The following is a 15,289-nucleotide window of genomic DNA, read 5'->3' as shown; positions in this document are numbered from 1 at the left end:
CGTACTGGTCCCGGGAGAACACCAAAGAGGGGTTTTCGGCCCTAGGTTTATCATTTTTTGTCCGAAATGACTTCTTTGGTGTCACTTGCGGCGAATTAGTTCGCCACTGGAGCAGTTTGAACTGGGCTTTCTTCAAGTCCTTGTCCCAAAGAGCCCTTTTGCGGCACGGCCAAAAGCACCAAATCGCCCTTCTCGGACATTTTTATCGTCAGACTCGTCTCAAAGGCCCTCTTTGGTGCTCACCGCACGCCGAACCAGCGCCGAACCCGTCCCAAACCCGCGCCGAGCTCGCGCTGAATCCGTGCTGAGCCCACGCCAAACCGGACTTTGGCGACTAGAAAAACCTTCTGCGCTCGTCGCAAACCCCGTTTGGTTCCCGGGTGTCGGAGAGACAGTCCGTTCCGAGTGCAAGGCCCGCGCCGCGTGCCGCACCTCATGAGCGGCCGCGCCCGGGGCCGCGCCAGGGCTCGGGCGCAAGGCCCGCGCCGCGTGCCGCACCTTATGAGCCGGCCCCGACGAAACGGCCTATTCTGAGCGCAGGGCCTCCACCGGGTCCTTGCGGGCGGCGGCCATGGCGGGGAACAGGCCCGCTACGAAGGACAGGAACACACTGATGCCCACGAGGATGGCCGCGGCAGTCCAGGGCAGCAGCGCCACATCGGGCACGTCGAGCAGCGAGTACACGAGCGCGTTCACCGGAATGCACACCAGTGCCACGAACCCGACGCCGATGAGGCCCGCCACCAAACCCTCGATAATGGTCTCGGCGTTGAACACCCGGGAGATGTCGCCCTTGCTGGCGCCGATGGCCCGCAGAATGCCGATCTCCTTCTTGCGCTCGAGCACCGATATGTAGGTGATGATGCCGATCATGATGGACGACACCACGAGCGAGATGGCCACGAAGGCGATGAGCACGTAGCTGATCATGTCCACGATGGTAGTGACCGACTTCATGAGCGTGCCCACGAAATCGGTGTAGGAGATCTTCCGATTCTCCTGGCCCTCTTCGATCATGCGATCGTTGTAGCCGTCCAGGATGGCGATGACCCGTTGCTTGTCCTCGAAGTTGTCCGGATAGATGGCGATCTCGGAGGGCTTGGCCAGATCGGCGTAGCCCAGCTTGGCCAAGTTGCCGTCGAAGGAGCGCGTGCCGTCGGTCATAAGCGACAGGATGAGCTCGCGCAGCTCGTCCTCGGTCATGGCCATCTGGAAGGCGTTCTGGAAGGCGTCGGCATCCACGGACATGGCCAGGGGAATGTTCGCCTGCAACTGTCCGATGACCCCCTGAACCGCCCTCTCAGTCTTGGATCCGATGATGCCCATGGCCTCTTCCATATAAGAGCCCATGGATTGCTGGACGGCCGCCGAGATCTTTTCTGCCAGCTCCTGCTGCAGGGCGTTGGCATCCACGATCTGGCCGGCGTACTGGCCCGCGAGGGCCTGGAACTCGGCACTGCCCATGTAACTTTGCAGGGTGTCCTGGGCCAGCTGCTGGAAGTCCGGCGGCGCGGCGCCCTCGGCCATGCCGGCCATGGCCTCCTGGTAGGCCGCGCCGAGGGCCTGGGCGTAGCCGGCCATGGCGGCGGCCATCATCTCGCCCATGGCCTCCTGGCTGAACGCCGAGGCCATATCCACATCGAGATCGCTCGGATCCAGGGAGGGCGGAGATGGCAGGTCGCTGGCGGAAAGCCCCCCGCTGATGGAGCTCGTGTCCACGGCGATTTTCGACTCGTCGAACTTAAAGGCATCCTGCAGGGCGTCCTCATCGACCGTGAACAGGGAATCCATATTGAAGCCCGAGGCGTCTTCCTCGTCCTCGGCATCGAATTCCCGGCCGTTGAACACATCGACGGCCGGATCGGCCAGCTGGGCCTGCACGATGGCGGTCTCGCGAGCCTGGTCGATGAGGTGGCGGGTCAACTCGGGCGTGTAGTAGATGCCAATGGACAGCGCCGTGGCCTTCGCGTCGGGCCTGGGCTGCACGACGCCCACGATCTTCAGATCCTCGCCGGCATCCACAAGGGCGCGCATGTAGTCCTCGTCGTCGGTCTTATCCACCCACACCGCATTCTCCTCATCGTAGGTGTAACAATCGGCGGCGGCCACCATCTTGAGCGGCACAGCCATGAGTTCCTCGTAGGTGAACTCCAGCTTGTCGTCGGGGGATACCACCTCCTCCTCGTTCATGAACTGGTCGATCATGTCCTCCAGCACGGCGTGATCCCGCAGACCGAGGGCGTAGGTGACCAGATCGGGCAGAGTGCCGCGCGAGGTGAGCACGATGACGCACTCGTCGTAGGCCTCGGGCCATCGGCCGGCCTTCACGTCGTACTGGCCCTCCACGATGGCGGAATTGCCCATCATCTCGTTGAACACGTTGGTGCTGTACATCGTGGACATGAGCGAGTTGGACGACGAGCCGCCGCCCATACCGAAGGCCTCGAAGGTGGTATCGGGGTTGATCTGGCGCACCTCTCCTTCTGTGTTGCCGGAGAACACCTGGGGCGTCACGTTGTAGCGGTACTCGATGGAGCTCACATAGTCGCCGATGCCGTCACCGCCCTCGTCGAAGAACTGCTTGAGCGCGGCCAGGTCGTTGTTCTCCAGACTGGCGAACATGTCGGTGACCATGCGGGTCTCGGGCACCGTGGTGCGGGCCGCCGGGTCGTTCTCGTCACCGTAGGTGCCCCCTTTCACGCCGGCAGCGGCCAGGGCAGCGACCCCGTCGCCACCGGCGCCCGAGGCGTCGTCGGCAGCCCCTTCCCCGTCATCCGCATCGCCGCCCGTGGACATAGTCATGAGCGCGCTCATGTCGAAGCCCGTGGACATGATTTGGAGCGGGTACACCGACAGCGTCTCCTCCTCGGTCTTCTCGATGTAGTTGTCCACGCCGTTGGCCAACGCCAGAATGGCGGCGATGCCCATGATGCCGATAGAGCCGGCGAAGGCCGTCATGATGGTGCGGCCCTTCTTGGTCATGAGGTTGTTGAATGACAGGGCGAGCGCCGTGAGAAAGCCCATGGAGGTCTTGCGGATGGGCTTTTGGGACAGGTGCATCTCCTCTTCCGTGGGGAGGTAGGGGTCCGAATCGCTGCGGATGACGCCGTCGGCCAAGTTCACCGTGCGCGTGGCGTACATGGCCGCGAGCTCCGGATTGTGGGTGACCATGATGACGAGTCGGTCCTGGGCGATCTGGGTGAGCAGCTCCATGATCTGCACCGAGGTCTTGGAATCCAGGGCGCCGGTGGGCTCGTCGGCCAGCACGATCTCCGGGTCGTTGATGAGGGCGCGGGCGATGGCCACGCGCTGCATCTGGCCGCCCGACAGCTGGCTTGGCCGCTTGTTCACGTGGTCGGCGAGCCCCACCGAGGCCAGGGCCTCCTTTGCCCGGCGCGTGCGCTCGGTCTTCCCCACGCCCGACAGGGTGAGGGCCAGTTCCACGTTCTGCAGGATAGTCTGGTGGGGGATGAGGTTGTAGCTCTGGAAGACGAAGCCGATGCGGTTGTTGCGGAAGGTGTCCCAGTCGCGGTCCTTGTACTTGTGGGTGGAGATGCCGTCCACGATCATATCGCCGGAATCATAGTGGTCCAGGCCGCCCATGACGTTCAAAAGCGTGGTCTTGCCCGAGCCCGAGGGGCCGAGGATGGCCACGAACTCGTTATCGCGGAACGAGATGGACACATCGTCGAGAGCTACTTGGGTGAAGTCGCCGGTCCGATAGGATTTGCAGATATTCCTCAGCTGCAGCATAGGTCGCACGCTCCCTCTTCTCAAAAATTTCACCCATGGTGCCACAGCGGCGGAGCATGGCCCCAAATAGGACGGATTTTCTCATCGAATTACCGCTTATCTTCACATGATTGAAGCGCTTTGGGGTATCCTGATTGCCGTTTATCAGACCGACCAGCCCTCGGGCTCAGAAAGGACTCCCATGGACGCCAAGGTGTACGAACTCATCAACGACCAGATCAACAAGGAGCTCTACAGCGCCTACCTGTACCTCGCTTTCGCCGACTACTACGAGGAGGAGGGCCTGTCTGGCTACGCCAACTATTTCGAGATCCAGGCCGCCGAGGAGCGCGACCACGCGCTGATCTTCCGCAAGTACCTGCACGAGAACGGCGAGAAGGTGCGCTTGCTGGCCATCGACCAGCCCGAGGTGACCTTCTCGAACTTCCTGGAGCCGCTGGAGGCTGCCATGGAGCATGAGCAGTACGTGACCTCGCTCATCCACGACATCTACGCCGCGGCGCTCGAGGCCCACGACTACCGCGCCCAGAAGTTCTTGGGCTGGTTCATCGACGAGCAGATGGAAGAAGAGGACAACGCCGACACCATGATCACCAACATGAAGCTGTTCGGCGGCGACCCGAAGGGCCTCTACGACCTGGATCGCGAGTGCGCCGCCCGCATGTACTCGACGCCGAGCCCCCTGGCCGCCGAGTAGAGCCGGGCACTCTTGCAGCGCATCCTGCTACATGCCTGTTGCGGACCGTGCTCCTTGGAGCCGGTCCGCATTTTGCGTTCGGAGGGCATCGAGCCTGTCATCTTCTACGCGAACTCGAACATCCACCCCGCTGAGGAGTACGCTCGGCGCCTGGCCACCCTGCGCGCATGGGCTGCGGAGGAAGAGGTAGCGGTGGCGGAAGGTGCCTACGACGCGAAGGCCTGGGAGGCCGCGGTGGGTCGCATCGGAAACGCGGCCGAAGCCAAGTTCGGCGTGATCTGCGACGAGGAGGGCGACGGGAGAGGCGAGACCGACTCCGAGGCCCGGGCGGCCCGGGAAGGCGACGGGGCCGCAGCCGACGGCCCCTCCGAAGCCCGCATTGCCCGAGAGGCCCGCTGCCGCGCCTGCTACCGACTGCGCTTTACGGAGGCGGCCCGCTACGCCGCCGAGCACGGTTTCGCCGCCCTGGGCACCACGCTTTCCGTGAGCCCCTACCAGTACACCCGCATCATTCGGGAGGAATTGGAGCGGGCCTGCGCACGCGAAGGCATTGAGGCCCGGTTCGTGGACTACCGCCCCTTCTACGACGAGGCCACGCGCCGCTCGCGGGAGGGCGGCATGTACCGCCAGAACTACTGCGGCTGCCGCTTCTCCGAGGCAGAGGCCGCCGCCGAGCGGGAAGAGCGCGCCGCCGCCCGCCGCGCCGCCCGCGAGGCCGCGAAGGCGGCCCGGGCCGATGAGCGCGCCGCCGAAGAGGCCGAGCGCGCCCGCAAACGGGCCGAGAAGCGGGCCTACGCCGACAGGCAGGCGAGAAAGCGAGCCGCCCTGAAGGCCCTGCGGGGGCAGCGAGGGGACGAGTAGGACGAGTGGGGGCAGCCCACGCCTTTCCCCTGCGGTTTACCAATCGTCACCGCGAAAACCGGCCCGCTGGTCTATGATGCGAGGATGCCCCTGCGCAAAGGAGTTTCCATGCCCAACGTCGCCCTCGCCCACCCCCAACTCTCCCCCAACGCCTCGGCGGCCGGAGCCAAAGTCGCCCCTGAGATTCGGGATCTGCTGCGCCGCTCCGGCAAGAAGCCGGTACGCGAGTACACCTTGGGCGAGGAAATTTTCAACGCTGTCACCCATGGCATCGGCGCGGGCCTGGCCGTGGCGGCCCTCGTAGTGCTCATCGTGAAGTCGGCGGCCGACGGCGGCGGCATCCTTTTGGCCGCGGCCCTGGTCTACGGCATCGCCCAGCTGGTGGAGTACCTCATGTCAACCCTGTACCACGCCCTGGCGGCCGATGCGGCCAAGCGCGTGTTCAAAGTGCTCGATCATGCGGGCATCTACCTGCTCATCGCCGGCACCTATACTCCCTACTGCCTCATCACTCTGGGTCATGTGGGTGGTCTATGGCTCGCCGTGTTCGTATGGGCGGTGTCCCTCATCGGCATCGCCTGCGAGGCCTTCTGGACCTACCGTCCCCGCTGGATCTCCTCGGTGCTCTACGTGGCCCTGGGCTGGTCTATCGTATTCTTCCTCCCCACCCTGTACGCCCAGCTGCACCCCGTGGGCTTTTGGCTTCTGGCCGCAGGCGGTATCAGCTACACCGTGGGCGCGGTGTTCTACATCTTCAAGAAGGTGCGCTACCTGCACTCCATCTTCCACCTGTTCGTGCTGGCGGCCAGCATCCTGCAGTTCTTCAGCGTGTACTTCTTCGTAATTTAAAACCCGCGACGCTTTTCAACGATGTGACAGGGCGCACCGTGGAAAAGCGTCGCGATCTGCGGCCCTGGGACCTTCTCACCCTTCTTTTCTGCCCCTTTTCTACGATGTGACCGAGCGCATCGTAGATTTGCGGCAGCAGGAGCGCCCCACGCCTCCGCAAACCCTTGCAGCCTGCCCCATATCAGCGATGCGACCGGTCGCATCGGGAAAAAGCGGCAAACAAACCGACGCGGGGAGGCAAAAGCTGTTACCCCCTGGTGCGGGCCGTGCGCAGGGCGACGATCTCGGCGCCCCAGCCGGCCAGATCGTCCTGGGGCGTTTCCAGGAAGAAGGGCAGGTCGCGCAGGGCCGGATGATTCGTCACCGCGGAAAGGGCCTCGAAGCCGATGTGCCCCTCGCCGATGGGGGCATGGCGATCCTTGTGGGCACCGAGCGGGTTCTTGGAGTCGTTCAGGTGGATGGCGTGCAGGCGATCAAGGCCGATCACGCGGTCGAACTCCTCCAGAACGCCGTCCAAATTGCCGGCGATGTCGTAGCCGCCGTCCCACACATGGCAGGTGTCCAGGCACACGCCCACCTTGTCGGAGAGCTCCACCCCATCGATGATGGCGGCCAGCTCCTCGAAGCGACCACCCACTTCCGTGCCCTTGCCGGCCATGGTCTCCAGCAGAAGCGTGGTGGACTGATCCGGGGAAAGCACCTGGTTCAGGGCATCGGCAATAAGGGCAACGCCCGCTTCTGCGCCCTGGCCCACATGGCAACCCGGATGCATGTTGTACAGCTGGCCGGGGGTGTTCTCCATGCGCATGAGGTCGTCGGTCAATAGCTCGATGGCAAACTGGCGCGTCTCGGGCTTGGCCGCCGCCGGGTTCATGGTGTAGGGCGCGTGAGCGAGAAACGTCGCGATGCCGTGGTCGGCCGCAAAGGCGTGGAAGGCCGCCACATCGGCCGGATCGATGGCCTTGGCACGACCGCCCCGCGGGTTGCGCGTGAAGAACTGGAAGGTGTTCCCGTCGATGGACGCGGCATCCTCGGCCATCTTCAAATACCCCTTGGCAGACGACAAATGACAACCGATGGTGAACATGGCCTTCCTTTCGACGGGGCTAACGCAGCGGCCGCCTAGTATACGCCCTCCACAATGCCGCACATAAAAAGAGCGCGACTTCGTAGCCGCGCTCCGTTGCCCCGTCGCACCCGCTAGTTCACCAGCTTGAACACCTTGTCCTTCTCGCCTTTCAGGTAGTGGACGATATTCTGGCAGGACAGGCGCTCCAAATCTTCGATGGACGACGAGGAATAGAACGCAGAATGGGGTGTGAGCATAACGTTGTCACGGCCCACAAGGGGGCTTGAGGCCAAATCCGGCGTCTCATCATAGAGCACATCGGCCCCAAAGGCTCGCAGCTGACCGGCATCCAGAGCCGCTACCAGAGCTCCTTCGTCCACGCACAAGCCGCGCCCCAAATTGATGAAGATAGGACGACGCTCCATGGCGGCGAAGGCGGCCTCGTTGAAGTAGTAAACGTTGTCCTCGGTGAGGTTCATGTGGTTCACGATGATGTCGGCCTGGGCAAATAGCCCCTCGGGCGTCACCCGTTCCACGCCCAAGGCCCTGAAGGCTGCATCGTCGCCCGCAATGTCGGTGGCAATGACGCGACCGACCAGACCCGCCGCCTTGCGAGCCGTGCACTTCCCGATCTTTCCGAAGCCCACAATGCCCAGTGTCTGATCCTGCAGGCGCGGCCACTGGGGGGCGGCAGCGTAGTCCCATTTGTGGTCGTCGTCAATTTCGCGCTGGTAGAATTTGAAGTGCTTGTTCAGCGCGCACATGTAGGCGATGGCGCTCTCGGACACGTCCCAGGTGCAGTACTCCCCCACCGGGCACACGCCGATGCCCCGAGCCGTGGCCGCCGCCAGATCCACGTTGTCGTAGCCGGTGGCGTTGATGGAGATCACTTTCAGGTTGGCCGCGGCCGCCTGGGCCTCGTCGTCCATGGGAATGAACGCGGTGAGCAACGCATCGGCATCGGCCAGATGCGCATAAAACTCCGCCCGGGCGTCGTCGGCGTATGGCAAGATATCGATAACCGTATCAGGCCCAAGGCCTTCGACGAGAGTGCGTATCTCCAGCGTGTGATCGGGCATCATGGAGTCGGGGTAGTCGCTGATGAGAACCTTCATGGGAAATCCTCCTGGGAACAAAGGGTGGCAAGGGCGGCCCGGCGGTCGGCGGCGCGAGCGGAGGGCCCGCGCTCCTTCACCAGGCGAGGCCAACAGCCGGCACAAACCGCAGGCCTCGCCGAAGGTGCGTCGGTTACGGACGATAGATAGGCTGGGTCAGGCAGTGAGGGCCACCGCCGGCGTGCAGGATCTGATCCAGCGGCACGTCGATGACATCCAAACCGAGTGCGCGCATCTTATCGTTGATGTGCTTGTTCTTCTGGATGGCCACCACCTTGCCATCGCCGATGCACTGCACATTACAGCCATGTTTGTACATGTCCTCGCTGGCCACGGGAATAAGCTCGAAGTTGCGGCGCTTCAACATCTGCAGGAAGTTGTAGGGCAGCTGGTCGATGCAGGCCAGGGCCACCTGGGGTGCCACGATGTTGAAGATCATGTCCAGGTGCAGGTTATCGGGCGGGCAGGGCACGCCCACCACCGTGTAGCCAAACTTCTGCAGCTGGTCGCGCAGGTTGTCGACGCCAGCCTGGTCGGTGCGGTCAACCTGGCCGAAAGCTAGAGTGTGATCGTCGATCATCCAGAAGTCGCCGCCCTCCATACAGCCAGCGTTCACTCGGGCCACGATGGGCACGCCCATCTCCTTCAACTTCTCCTCGTAGGCCACGGTCTCCACCTGGCGCACCGGATGGCGGAACCGGCCGATCACGGCGCCCTCCTTTACCATGCAGCCATAGTCGCGGGCGAAAGTCATCACCTCGAACTCGGGTCGAGGTTGCACCTGCACCACCTCGATGCCGTTGGCCTCGTAGGCATCCACAAGCATCTGCCACTCGGCCACCATCACATCGTTGCGCTCCTCATCGCCCTTGCGCATCCACTCAGCGGTAATAACGTTGATGCCGTTGAACTTGTAGAAGCGCGGCGAGCACATCATCACCTTCTTCAAGGGATTGGTGGCGTTGCGCACGAACACCTGCTCGCCGGGCTCGTCGAACACGGTCTCGGTCTTCTTCTCTTCAGTCATGGGTTTCTCCTTTCGGGGGGCTGCGACCGCGGAAGTCGCGGTTCGAAGCCGACAAAACAGCAGTGCAAAGCGAATGGGTGAAGGACTACAGAATCACCAGCACGCACAGGAACACGCAGCAGAATGCGAACAGCACGCCGAAGATGGGCAGTACCTTCTTCACCCAGTCGCCGTAACTCATATGGGCCGCAGATGTGCAGGTCATCACCACAATAGAACAGGGGGTTATCATCTTCGCGAGCCCCAAGGCCATGCAGTAGATGATGACCATAATGTACACCTCCACGCCGGCGAACTGCGACAACGACGCCATGATGCCCATGGTAGCCGCCGCCAAGCCCGTGGACGAGGGAATGAGGCAGGCGATGAGCGTGTACAGAACCAGAGCCACGATGACAAAGGCGATGGGCGGCAGGGCCGAGAGGGTGGACTCGCAGGCGTTCAGGATGCTCGGGGTAATCTGGCCGTTGTCCATGACCACCTGTATGCCCCGGGCGAGCGGTACCACGAAGGCCGTGGACACAAGGCCGGCCGCCCCGGCGATAAGCGTGTCGATGATGGTGTCGGCGTCGTAGCGCATGACTAGGCCGATGGCGAGAGTTGCCACCATGACCAGCATGGAAATCTCGGGGAAGTACCAGGAGCCGAAGGGCACCATGTCGCAGCCGAGCAGCTCGCGCAGCACCGGGGTAACCCCCACCCAGGCGGTGAATTGCTCGAAGAACGTCCAGTCAGGGTTCAGCGAGGTCCAAGGCACCAGGCCGACGATGAGGACAACCCAGGTGAGGCAGAATACCACCAGGGCGCGCTTCTGGCGCGGCGACAGGGACAGGTCGCCTTCCGCGGCCGCCGGGAATTCCAGCAGATCCTGCTGGCGACGGAAGAACTGCACCGACTTCTCAGGATGCGCCTTCACCTTGTCGGCGTAGCGGCAGATAATGAAGATAACGAGCGCCGTAGAGACGGCGAACAGCACCAGGCGCACGATCATGCCCTCGCCGGCGGAAATGCCGCCGATACCCGAGGCAATGCCCACGGAGAACGGGTTCACCACCGAAGACAGACAGCCGATCTGTGTGCCCAGCACCACAATGAGGATGGCAGTCACCGTGTCGAGCCCCAGTGCCAGCATGACCGGCACAAACATGAGGAAGTACACGATGCCCTCCTCGTAGGCCCCTTCCAGGGTGCCGAAGAACGCCATAATAACGACTAGGATGGCAATGAGCAGATGCATGTTTTCGGCATGCTTGGTGGTGATGCGCTTGATAGCGGTCTTCAAGGCGCCGGTGCGATCCATCATTTCCAGGAAGCTGCCAAACAGCAGGATGGTGAGCGAGATGGAAATGGCGCCGCTGATAGCACCCGAACCCAGCATGCCGGTGATGGGCGCCATGAACACGTCCCACAGGCCCTGGGGGTTCGATGCCACTGTGTGGTAAGTGCCAGCAATGGCGTCGCCGTCTTCGGTTAGGTCGTAGGCGCCGCCGGGCACGAACCATGTGAGCACAGCGATGAGGCAGATCACGCCGAACAGGATGACGTAGGTGTTCGGCATCTTAAACTTCTTTTTGTCCTTCTCGGGCTCGTCGAGCGTCTGGGCCGCCTCAGGCTCGGGCTCGATTACGACAGTTTCGGACATGGGACACGCCCCTCTCTTCCGGTGCGGCGAGGCCTACACGCTGGGCACGTACAGATTGCCCAGGGTAGCCGCCATAATGGCCTTGATGGTGTGCATGCGGTTCTCAGCCTGCTGGAACTGACGACCGTGGTCGCTATAGAACACGTCGTCGGTCACTTCCATGGCCGAGATGCCGTGCTTGGCCTCAATGTCGGCGGCGTAGTCGGTCTCGGCGTTATGGAAGGCCGGCAGGCAATGCAGGAAGATCCAGTCCGGGTTCTTGATGTGGCTCACAAGCTCAGCGTTCACCTGGTAGGGGCTCATGAGGCGCACGCGCTCAGCGAACTGGCCCTCCTCGCCCATGGCGGCCCACACATTGGTGTACACCACATCGGCGTCGGCGACGGCCTCCACAGGATCGTTGGTCACGGTGATGGTGGCGCCGCTTTGCTCGGCCAGAGCCTTCGCCACAGCCAGAATCTCGGGATCGGGCTCCAGTTCGGCCGGGGTGGCGTTCACATAGTTCACGCCGAGGATGGCGCTTGTGATCATAAGGGAGTTCTGCACGTTGTTGCGGCCCTGGCCGATGTAGGCCAGCGTGACACCTTCCAGGGTGCCCAGGTTCTCCTTGATGGTCATAAAGTCGGCGAGCATCTGAGTGGGGTGCTCCTTGTCGGTGAGCCCGTTCCACACCGGCACGCCGGAGTACTCGGCCAGTTCTTCCACGTTGGACTGCTTGAAGCCGCGAAACTCGATGCCATCGAACATGGATCCGAGCACGAGCGCAGTGTCGCGCACCGTTTCCTTCTTGCCGAGCTGGATGTCGCCCTTGCCCAGGTACTCCGGGTGCGCGCCCAAATCGATGCAGGCAGTGGTGAAGGCGGCGCGGGTGCGGGTAGACGTCTTCTCGAACAAAAGCGCGATGTTCTTGCCCTCCAGGTAGTGATGGGCGATATTCTGCCGCTTCAGGTCCTTCAAGTGTTCGGCGAAGCCGATGAGCCACATCAGCTCGTCTTTGGTGTAGTCGCGAGTGGAAAGAAGGCTGCGACCCTGGAAGACCGAATCCGTCATGGTGATGCTCCTTTTCTTTGCTGGCCGAATCCCCTCCGACGGCCCTCGCGCCTCGACGGAGCGGCGGAGGGGAAGTGAACGCTGCCATGGTACGAAGAGGACGAGGTGACACCCCCTGGACGCGGTGACAAAACCTGCGAACCCGTTTTTGTTCCGCGGAACAACAGCGCTGCGGTTGGCGCGACCTAGCATAGGTGGCGCTGGAACTGCGGCCTTCGGGCCGTCCCCTTCTCCGAGGGACTCGATGTACGGCCTCTGCTCCAGTGCCGGCCCATCATCTTTCAATGGAAGGATCGGAGGCACACCATGGCCCTCTCGCCCATCGACTACGCGATCATCGCCGTGTACTTCATCGTCATCGTAGCCATCGGATTCATAGCCCTGCGATTCACCAAAACCAAGGAGGACTACCTGGTGGCCGGCCGCCGACTGTCCTTCCCCCTGTTCTTCGGCTGCATGGCCGCCCTGGCCCTGGGAGGAGGCTCCACCGTGGGCAGCGCCGAGCTGGGCTACCGGTACGGCTTCGGCGGCGTGTGGCTGAACGTGAGCATCGGCTGTGGCCTCATTCTGGCCGGGCTGCTTATTACGAGCAAACTGTCAAAGTTGCGGGCCCTCAGCGTGAACGAGGTGGTGGAAGGCAGCTACGGCCCTACAGCGCGGCTATTCAGCACCGTACTCACCCTCGTGTACACGGTGACGTTATCGGTGGTGCAGGTCATCGCCATCGGCACCATCATCAACGGAGTGCTGGGGCTCGATGTCACGTTTTCCATGATTGCCGGGGGTGGCATCGTTATTGCCTACACTTTCGCCGGGGGCATGTGGTCGGTCACCATGACCGATATCGTGCAGTTCGTGGTGAAGACCGTGGGTATTCTCATTCTCGCGCCCATCTTCTGCTTGTCGGCCGTCGGCGGCTGGGATGCCTTAACCTCTCAGCTGCCTGCCGACTTCCTGTCCGTGGGCAATATGGGCTTCGACCAGAGCTTCGCCTATGTTTTGCTATACGTGCCGGGGCTCATCATCGGCCAAGACATTTGGCAGCGTATCTTCACCGCCAAAAGCGAGCGCGTGTCGAAAGTGGGAACCATCTGTGCCGGCGTGTACTCTATCGCCTACGCCTTCGCCACCGTCGTCATCGGCATGAGCGTGGCAGTACTCATGCCCGCTATGGCCGACCCCCAAAACGCCTTCGTGGTGGGAGTGACCACATTTCTGCCCGTGGGCGTACGGGGGCTCGTGCTGGCCGCCGCCATGGCTGCCACCATGTCAGTGTCGAGCGGCACCATTCTGGCCGCCTCCACCATTGCCTACAATGATCTGTACTGCCGGTTTGCGCCAAGCCGTCGGAGTCTCCGCGCCCCCAGTACAGAGACGCAGGGCGCCGACGAGGATGCGGGCGGGACGAGCCAGCGCCGCGGCCTATCGGAAGTGGCCGTCACGCGGCTGTTCGCGGCCCTCATCGGAGTTGTGGTCATGGTGTGCGCTCTGGCGATCAACGACGTGCTGGTGGGCATCGATATTAGCTACGGTTACCTGTCCGGCTGCGTGTTCGTACCCCTGGTTGCCAGCTTCGTGCTGAAGCGGTTCAGCCCCAAAGCCGGCCTATACGCGCTGGGATTGTCGGCGGTGACGGTTACGGCGGCCTTCGTTTTGCTGGGTACGGCCAGCTCGCTGCCCATTCTCATCGGCATGGCCACGGGACTTGCAGCCTACGTCACTGCGAGTCTCATCGACAAGACGCGTACCGATTCCCAATTCATCGACGCGGCTGCCGCAGCCTTGAAGGATCGGGAGAACGGGGGCCAGTAGCACCGGAAAACCCCAACAGCGAAGACGTCCCGCGGGCCGGGAGATCACCTGGTCAAGGGCGTCCGCTAACCTCCGGAGCCGGTCCGCAGACCGCAAGGCCCAGCAACCTGGAAAGCTCAGCAGGACGGAGCCTCTTCATCAAGATCGCCCAGCTCCGGCAGAAAAACGAGTCCCAGATAGCTGATGAACAGCCGGTCCGACATGCCTTCCATGGCCATGAGCGCCTTGGCCCTCCGCAGTCGGTAGCGAATGGTGTTCGGGTGCTGGAACAGGTGCTCGGCCACTTCGCGCACATCGCCCTGGGTACGCACGAGGGCCCGCCCGGTTTCCACCAAGTTCGTGCCATGCTCCTCGTCATAAGCCGACAGCTTCCCCTTACAGTCGTCCACCATGCTCTGGTACAACCGGTCAGCCCGCACGGCCTGGGAGGCGGCCGCAAAACGCATGTCGCACCACCGCTGCACCGGAACGCCGCTTTCAAGGGCGGCATCGGCCGCGGCCAGAGCCTGGCGCACAGCCACGTCACCGTTGTCGATCCACAGGGTATCGCTCATGCCGCAGTGCAGGGAATGCACCGTGGTCAGCAGCTTCGAGCAGCGCTCTTCTAGTGCCTGGCGCTTCTCCTCGTCGGAGGACACGCAAGAGATGAAGGTCAGGATCACGTCGCCGTAACGGCAGGTACTCACGGTTTCCACCAGGCGACGATCGTCGCACACCACCGACAGGGTACCGTCCACCACGTTCATGAGCGCGTAGAAGGAACCCGCATCTCGGGACACCGGACGGCAGGCGACGCACAGCAGCGTAGCGCCGGTAGCACCCGTCAACTCGTAGAGGGCGCTACGCACAGCCGCACCGCCTCGCAGGGCCAACAGGCCGTCCACCGCCCGACTCTTGTCGGCAGCGGCGCGGTCGCGCTGGATGAGATCGAGAGACTCGTAGGCCACGCGCTCGTGGTAGGCACCATCGTAGATAAACACCGGCACTCCGGCTTCGGTGCTGGCCGTACGAACCACCTCGCTCACCGGAGCTTGGTACACCGTTTTCACGGCGATTGCGGCAACGTTGCGCTTTATCATGGCGAGAAGCGACTGCTCGGCCAGAAGCGGATTGGCGTAGGCAAACCCGAGATTGGTCACAATCAGCTCGCGCGGCCCGTACACATTGTAGTTGTTGTAGTCAGGAGGGCAGTCCAGGATGCCGACGTTGCTCACCTCCCGCTCCCCGGCCCCCGGGCACGGAGCCGCCAGCTCCACGGTCTCGAAGGCGGGCAGCGCGAGAATGTCGTCGACGGTAATCACGGGAGCTCCTTGGAACGGTGGGCTAGGACGCGGGCGCCCCTTTAACGTGCCTATAGCGCCGCGAAGCCAGTATACGCCATGGGAACGGCCACACTAGCGTACACTGGCATCGT

The 15,289-nt window shown here is 62.9% G+C and carries 11 protein-coding genes; 4 read left to right on the top strand and 7 right to left on the bottom strand.

Translation table 11 applies throughout. From position 1 onward, the window contains the following. Positions 1-525: 525 nt before the first annotated feature. Positions 526-3,753 carry an ABC transporter ATP-binding protein/permease gene (locus F8D48_RS08205; RefSeq protein ID WP_151431115.1) on the bottom strand — a complete coding sequence of 1,076 codons (3,228 nt, stop codon included), beginning with the start codon at positions 3,751-3,753 and terminating at the stop codon, positions 526-528. 181 nt (positions 3,754-3,934) lie between these two features. Between F8D48_RS08205 and F8D48_RS08200 the strand changes: the two genes are divergently transcribed. The 3 genes from F8D48_RS08200 (at position 3,935) to trhA (ending at position 6,160) form a co-directional block, all read left to right on the top strand. Further along, positions 3,935-4,450 (top strand): ferritin, encoded by a 516-nt coding sequence (locus F8D48_RS08200; RefSeq protein WP_151431113.1) that lies wholly within the window; start codon positions 3,935-3,937, stop codon positions 4,448-4,450. Between the two features lie 12 nt (positions 4,451-4,462). Beyond that, positions 4,463-5,311, top strand: a complete 849-nt coding sequence (locus F8D48_RS08195) for an epoxyqueuosine reductase QueH (RefSeq protein WP_205717361.1) — start codon at positions 4,463-4,465, stop codon at positions 5,309-5,311. A gap of 108 nt (positions 5,312-5,419) precedes the next feature. Beyond that, positions 5,420-6,160, top strand: coding sequence for a PAQR family membrane homeostasis protein TrhA (gene trhA / locus F8D48_RS08190; RefSeq protein WP_240806286.1), 741 nt, complete (start codon positions 5,420-5,422; stop codon positions 6,158-6,160). Between the two features lie 247 nt (positions 6,161-6,407). Here trhA and F8D48_RS08185 read toward each other — a convergent pair whose 3' ends face one another. From F8D48_RS08185 to argF, 5 genes are all read right to left on the bottom strand, one after another. Next, positions 6,408-7,247, bottom strand: a complete 840-nt coding sequence (locus F8D48_RS08185; RefSeq protein ID WP_151431109.1) for a deoxyribonuclease IV — start codon at positions 7,245-7,247, stop codon at positions 6,408-6,410. A gap of 113 nt (positions 7,248-7,360) precedes the next feature. Then, the gene (locus tag F8D48_RS08180; RefSeq protein WP_151431107.1) at positions 7,361-8,344 is read right to left on the bottom strand and encodes an NAD(P)-dependent oxidoreductase; all 984 of its coding nucleotides are present in this window, start codon (positions 8,342-8,344) and stop codon (positions 7,361-7,363) included. Positions 8,345-8,477: 133 nt separating this feature from the next. Further along, positions 8,478-9,371, bottom strand: coding sequence for a dimethylarginine dimethylaminohydrolase family protein (locus F8D48_RS08175; RefSeq protein WP_201757614.1), 894 nt, complete (start codon positions 9,369-9,371; stop codon positions 8,478-8,480). A gap of 85 nt (positions 9,372-9,456) precedes the next feature. Next, positions 9,457-11,013, bottom strand: coding sequence for a YfcC family protein (locus F8D48_RS08170; RefSeq protein ID WP_151431105.1), 1,557 nt, complete (start codon positions 11,011-11,013; stop codon positions 9,457-9,459). A 33-nt stretch (positions 11,014-11,046) separates the two neighbouring features. Next, positions 11,047-12,063, bottom strand: a complete 1,017-nt coding sequence (gene argF / locus F8D48_RS08165; protein ID WP_151431102.1) for an ornithine carbamoyltransferase — start codon at positions 12,061-12,063, stop codon at positions 11,047-11,049. Between the two features lie 306 nt (positions 12,064-12,369). On the opposite strand from argF, the gene F8D48_RS08160 reads away from it, so the two are divergent. Continuing rightward, entirely contained in the window at positions 12,370-13,875 is a 1,506-nt protein-coding gene (locus F8D48_RS08160) for a sodium:solute symporter family protein (RefSeq protein WP_151431100.1), read from the top strand. A 116-nt stretch (positions 13,876-13,991) separates the two neighbouring features. Here the strand turns inward: F8D48_RS08160 and F8D48_RS08155 are convergent, their stop codons facing one another. Continuing rightward, positions 13,992-15,176 (bottom strand): PucR family transcriptional regulator, encoded by a 1,185-nt coding sequence (locus F8D48_RS08155; RefSeq protein WP_151431098.1) that lies wholly within the window; start codon positions 15,174-15,176, stop codon positions 13,992-13,994. Between the last annotated feature and the right edge of the window lie 113 nt (positions 15,177-15,289).

Source organism: Adlercreutzia muris (assembly GCF_008831045.1).
GTDB classification, from domain to species: Bacteria; Actinomycetota; Coriobacteriia; order Coriobacteriales; family Eggerthellaceae; genus Adlercreutzia; species Adlercreutzia muris.
Note: the sequence above shows the minus strand (reverse complement) of the source record. Positions and strands in the feature narration are given on the sequence as shown.

What these genes read in the sequence shown, in the direction of transcription:
- F8D48_RS08185 (WP_151431109.1), bottom strand. Translation starts at nt 7,247, where the DNA reads ATGTTCACCATCGGTTGTCATTTGTCGTCTGCCAAGGGGTATTTGAAG.
- F8D48_RS08205 (WP_151431115.1), bottom strand. Translation starts at nt 3,753, where the DNA reads ATGCTGCAGCTGAGGAATATCTGCAAATCCTATCGGACCGGCGACTTC.
- F8D48_RS08160 (WP_151431100.1), top strand. Translation starts at nt 12,370, where the DNA reads ATGGCCCTCTCGCCCATCGACTACGCGATCATCGCCGTGTACTTCATC.
- F8D48_RS08175 (WP_201757614.1), bottom strand. Translation starts at nt 9,371, where the DNA reads ATGACTGAAGAGAAGAAGACCGAGACCGTGTTCGACGAGCCCGGCGAG.
- trhA (WP_240806286.1), top strand. Translation starts at nt 5,420, where the DNA reads ATGCCCAACGTCGCCCTCGCCCACCCCCAACTCTCCCCCAACGCCTCG.
- F8D48_RS08200 (WP_151431113.1), top strand. Translation starts at nt 3,935, where the DNA reads ATGGACGCCAAGGTGTACGAACTCATCAACGACCAGATCAACAAGGAG.
- F8D48_RS08170 (WP_151431105.1), bottom strand. Translation starts at nt 11,013, where the DNA reads ATGTCCGAAACTGTCGTAATCGAGCCCGAGCCTGAGGCGGCCCAGACG.
- F8D48_RS08180 (WP_151431107.1), bottom strand. Translation starts at nt 8,344, where the DNA reads ATGAAGGTTCTCATCAGCGACTACCCCGACTCCATGATGCCCGATCAC.
- argF (WP_151431102.1), bottom strand. Translation starts at nt 12,063, where the DNA reads ATGACGGATTCGGTCTTCCAGGGTCGCAGCCTTCTTTCCACTCGCGAC.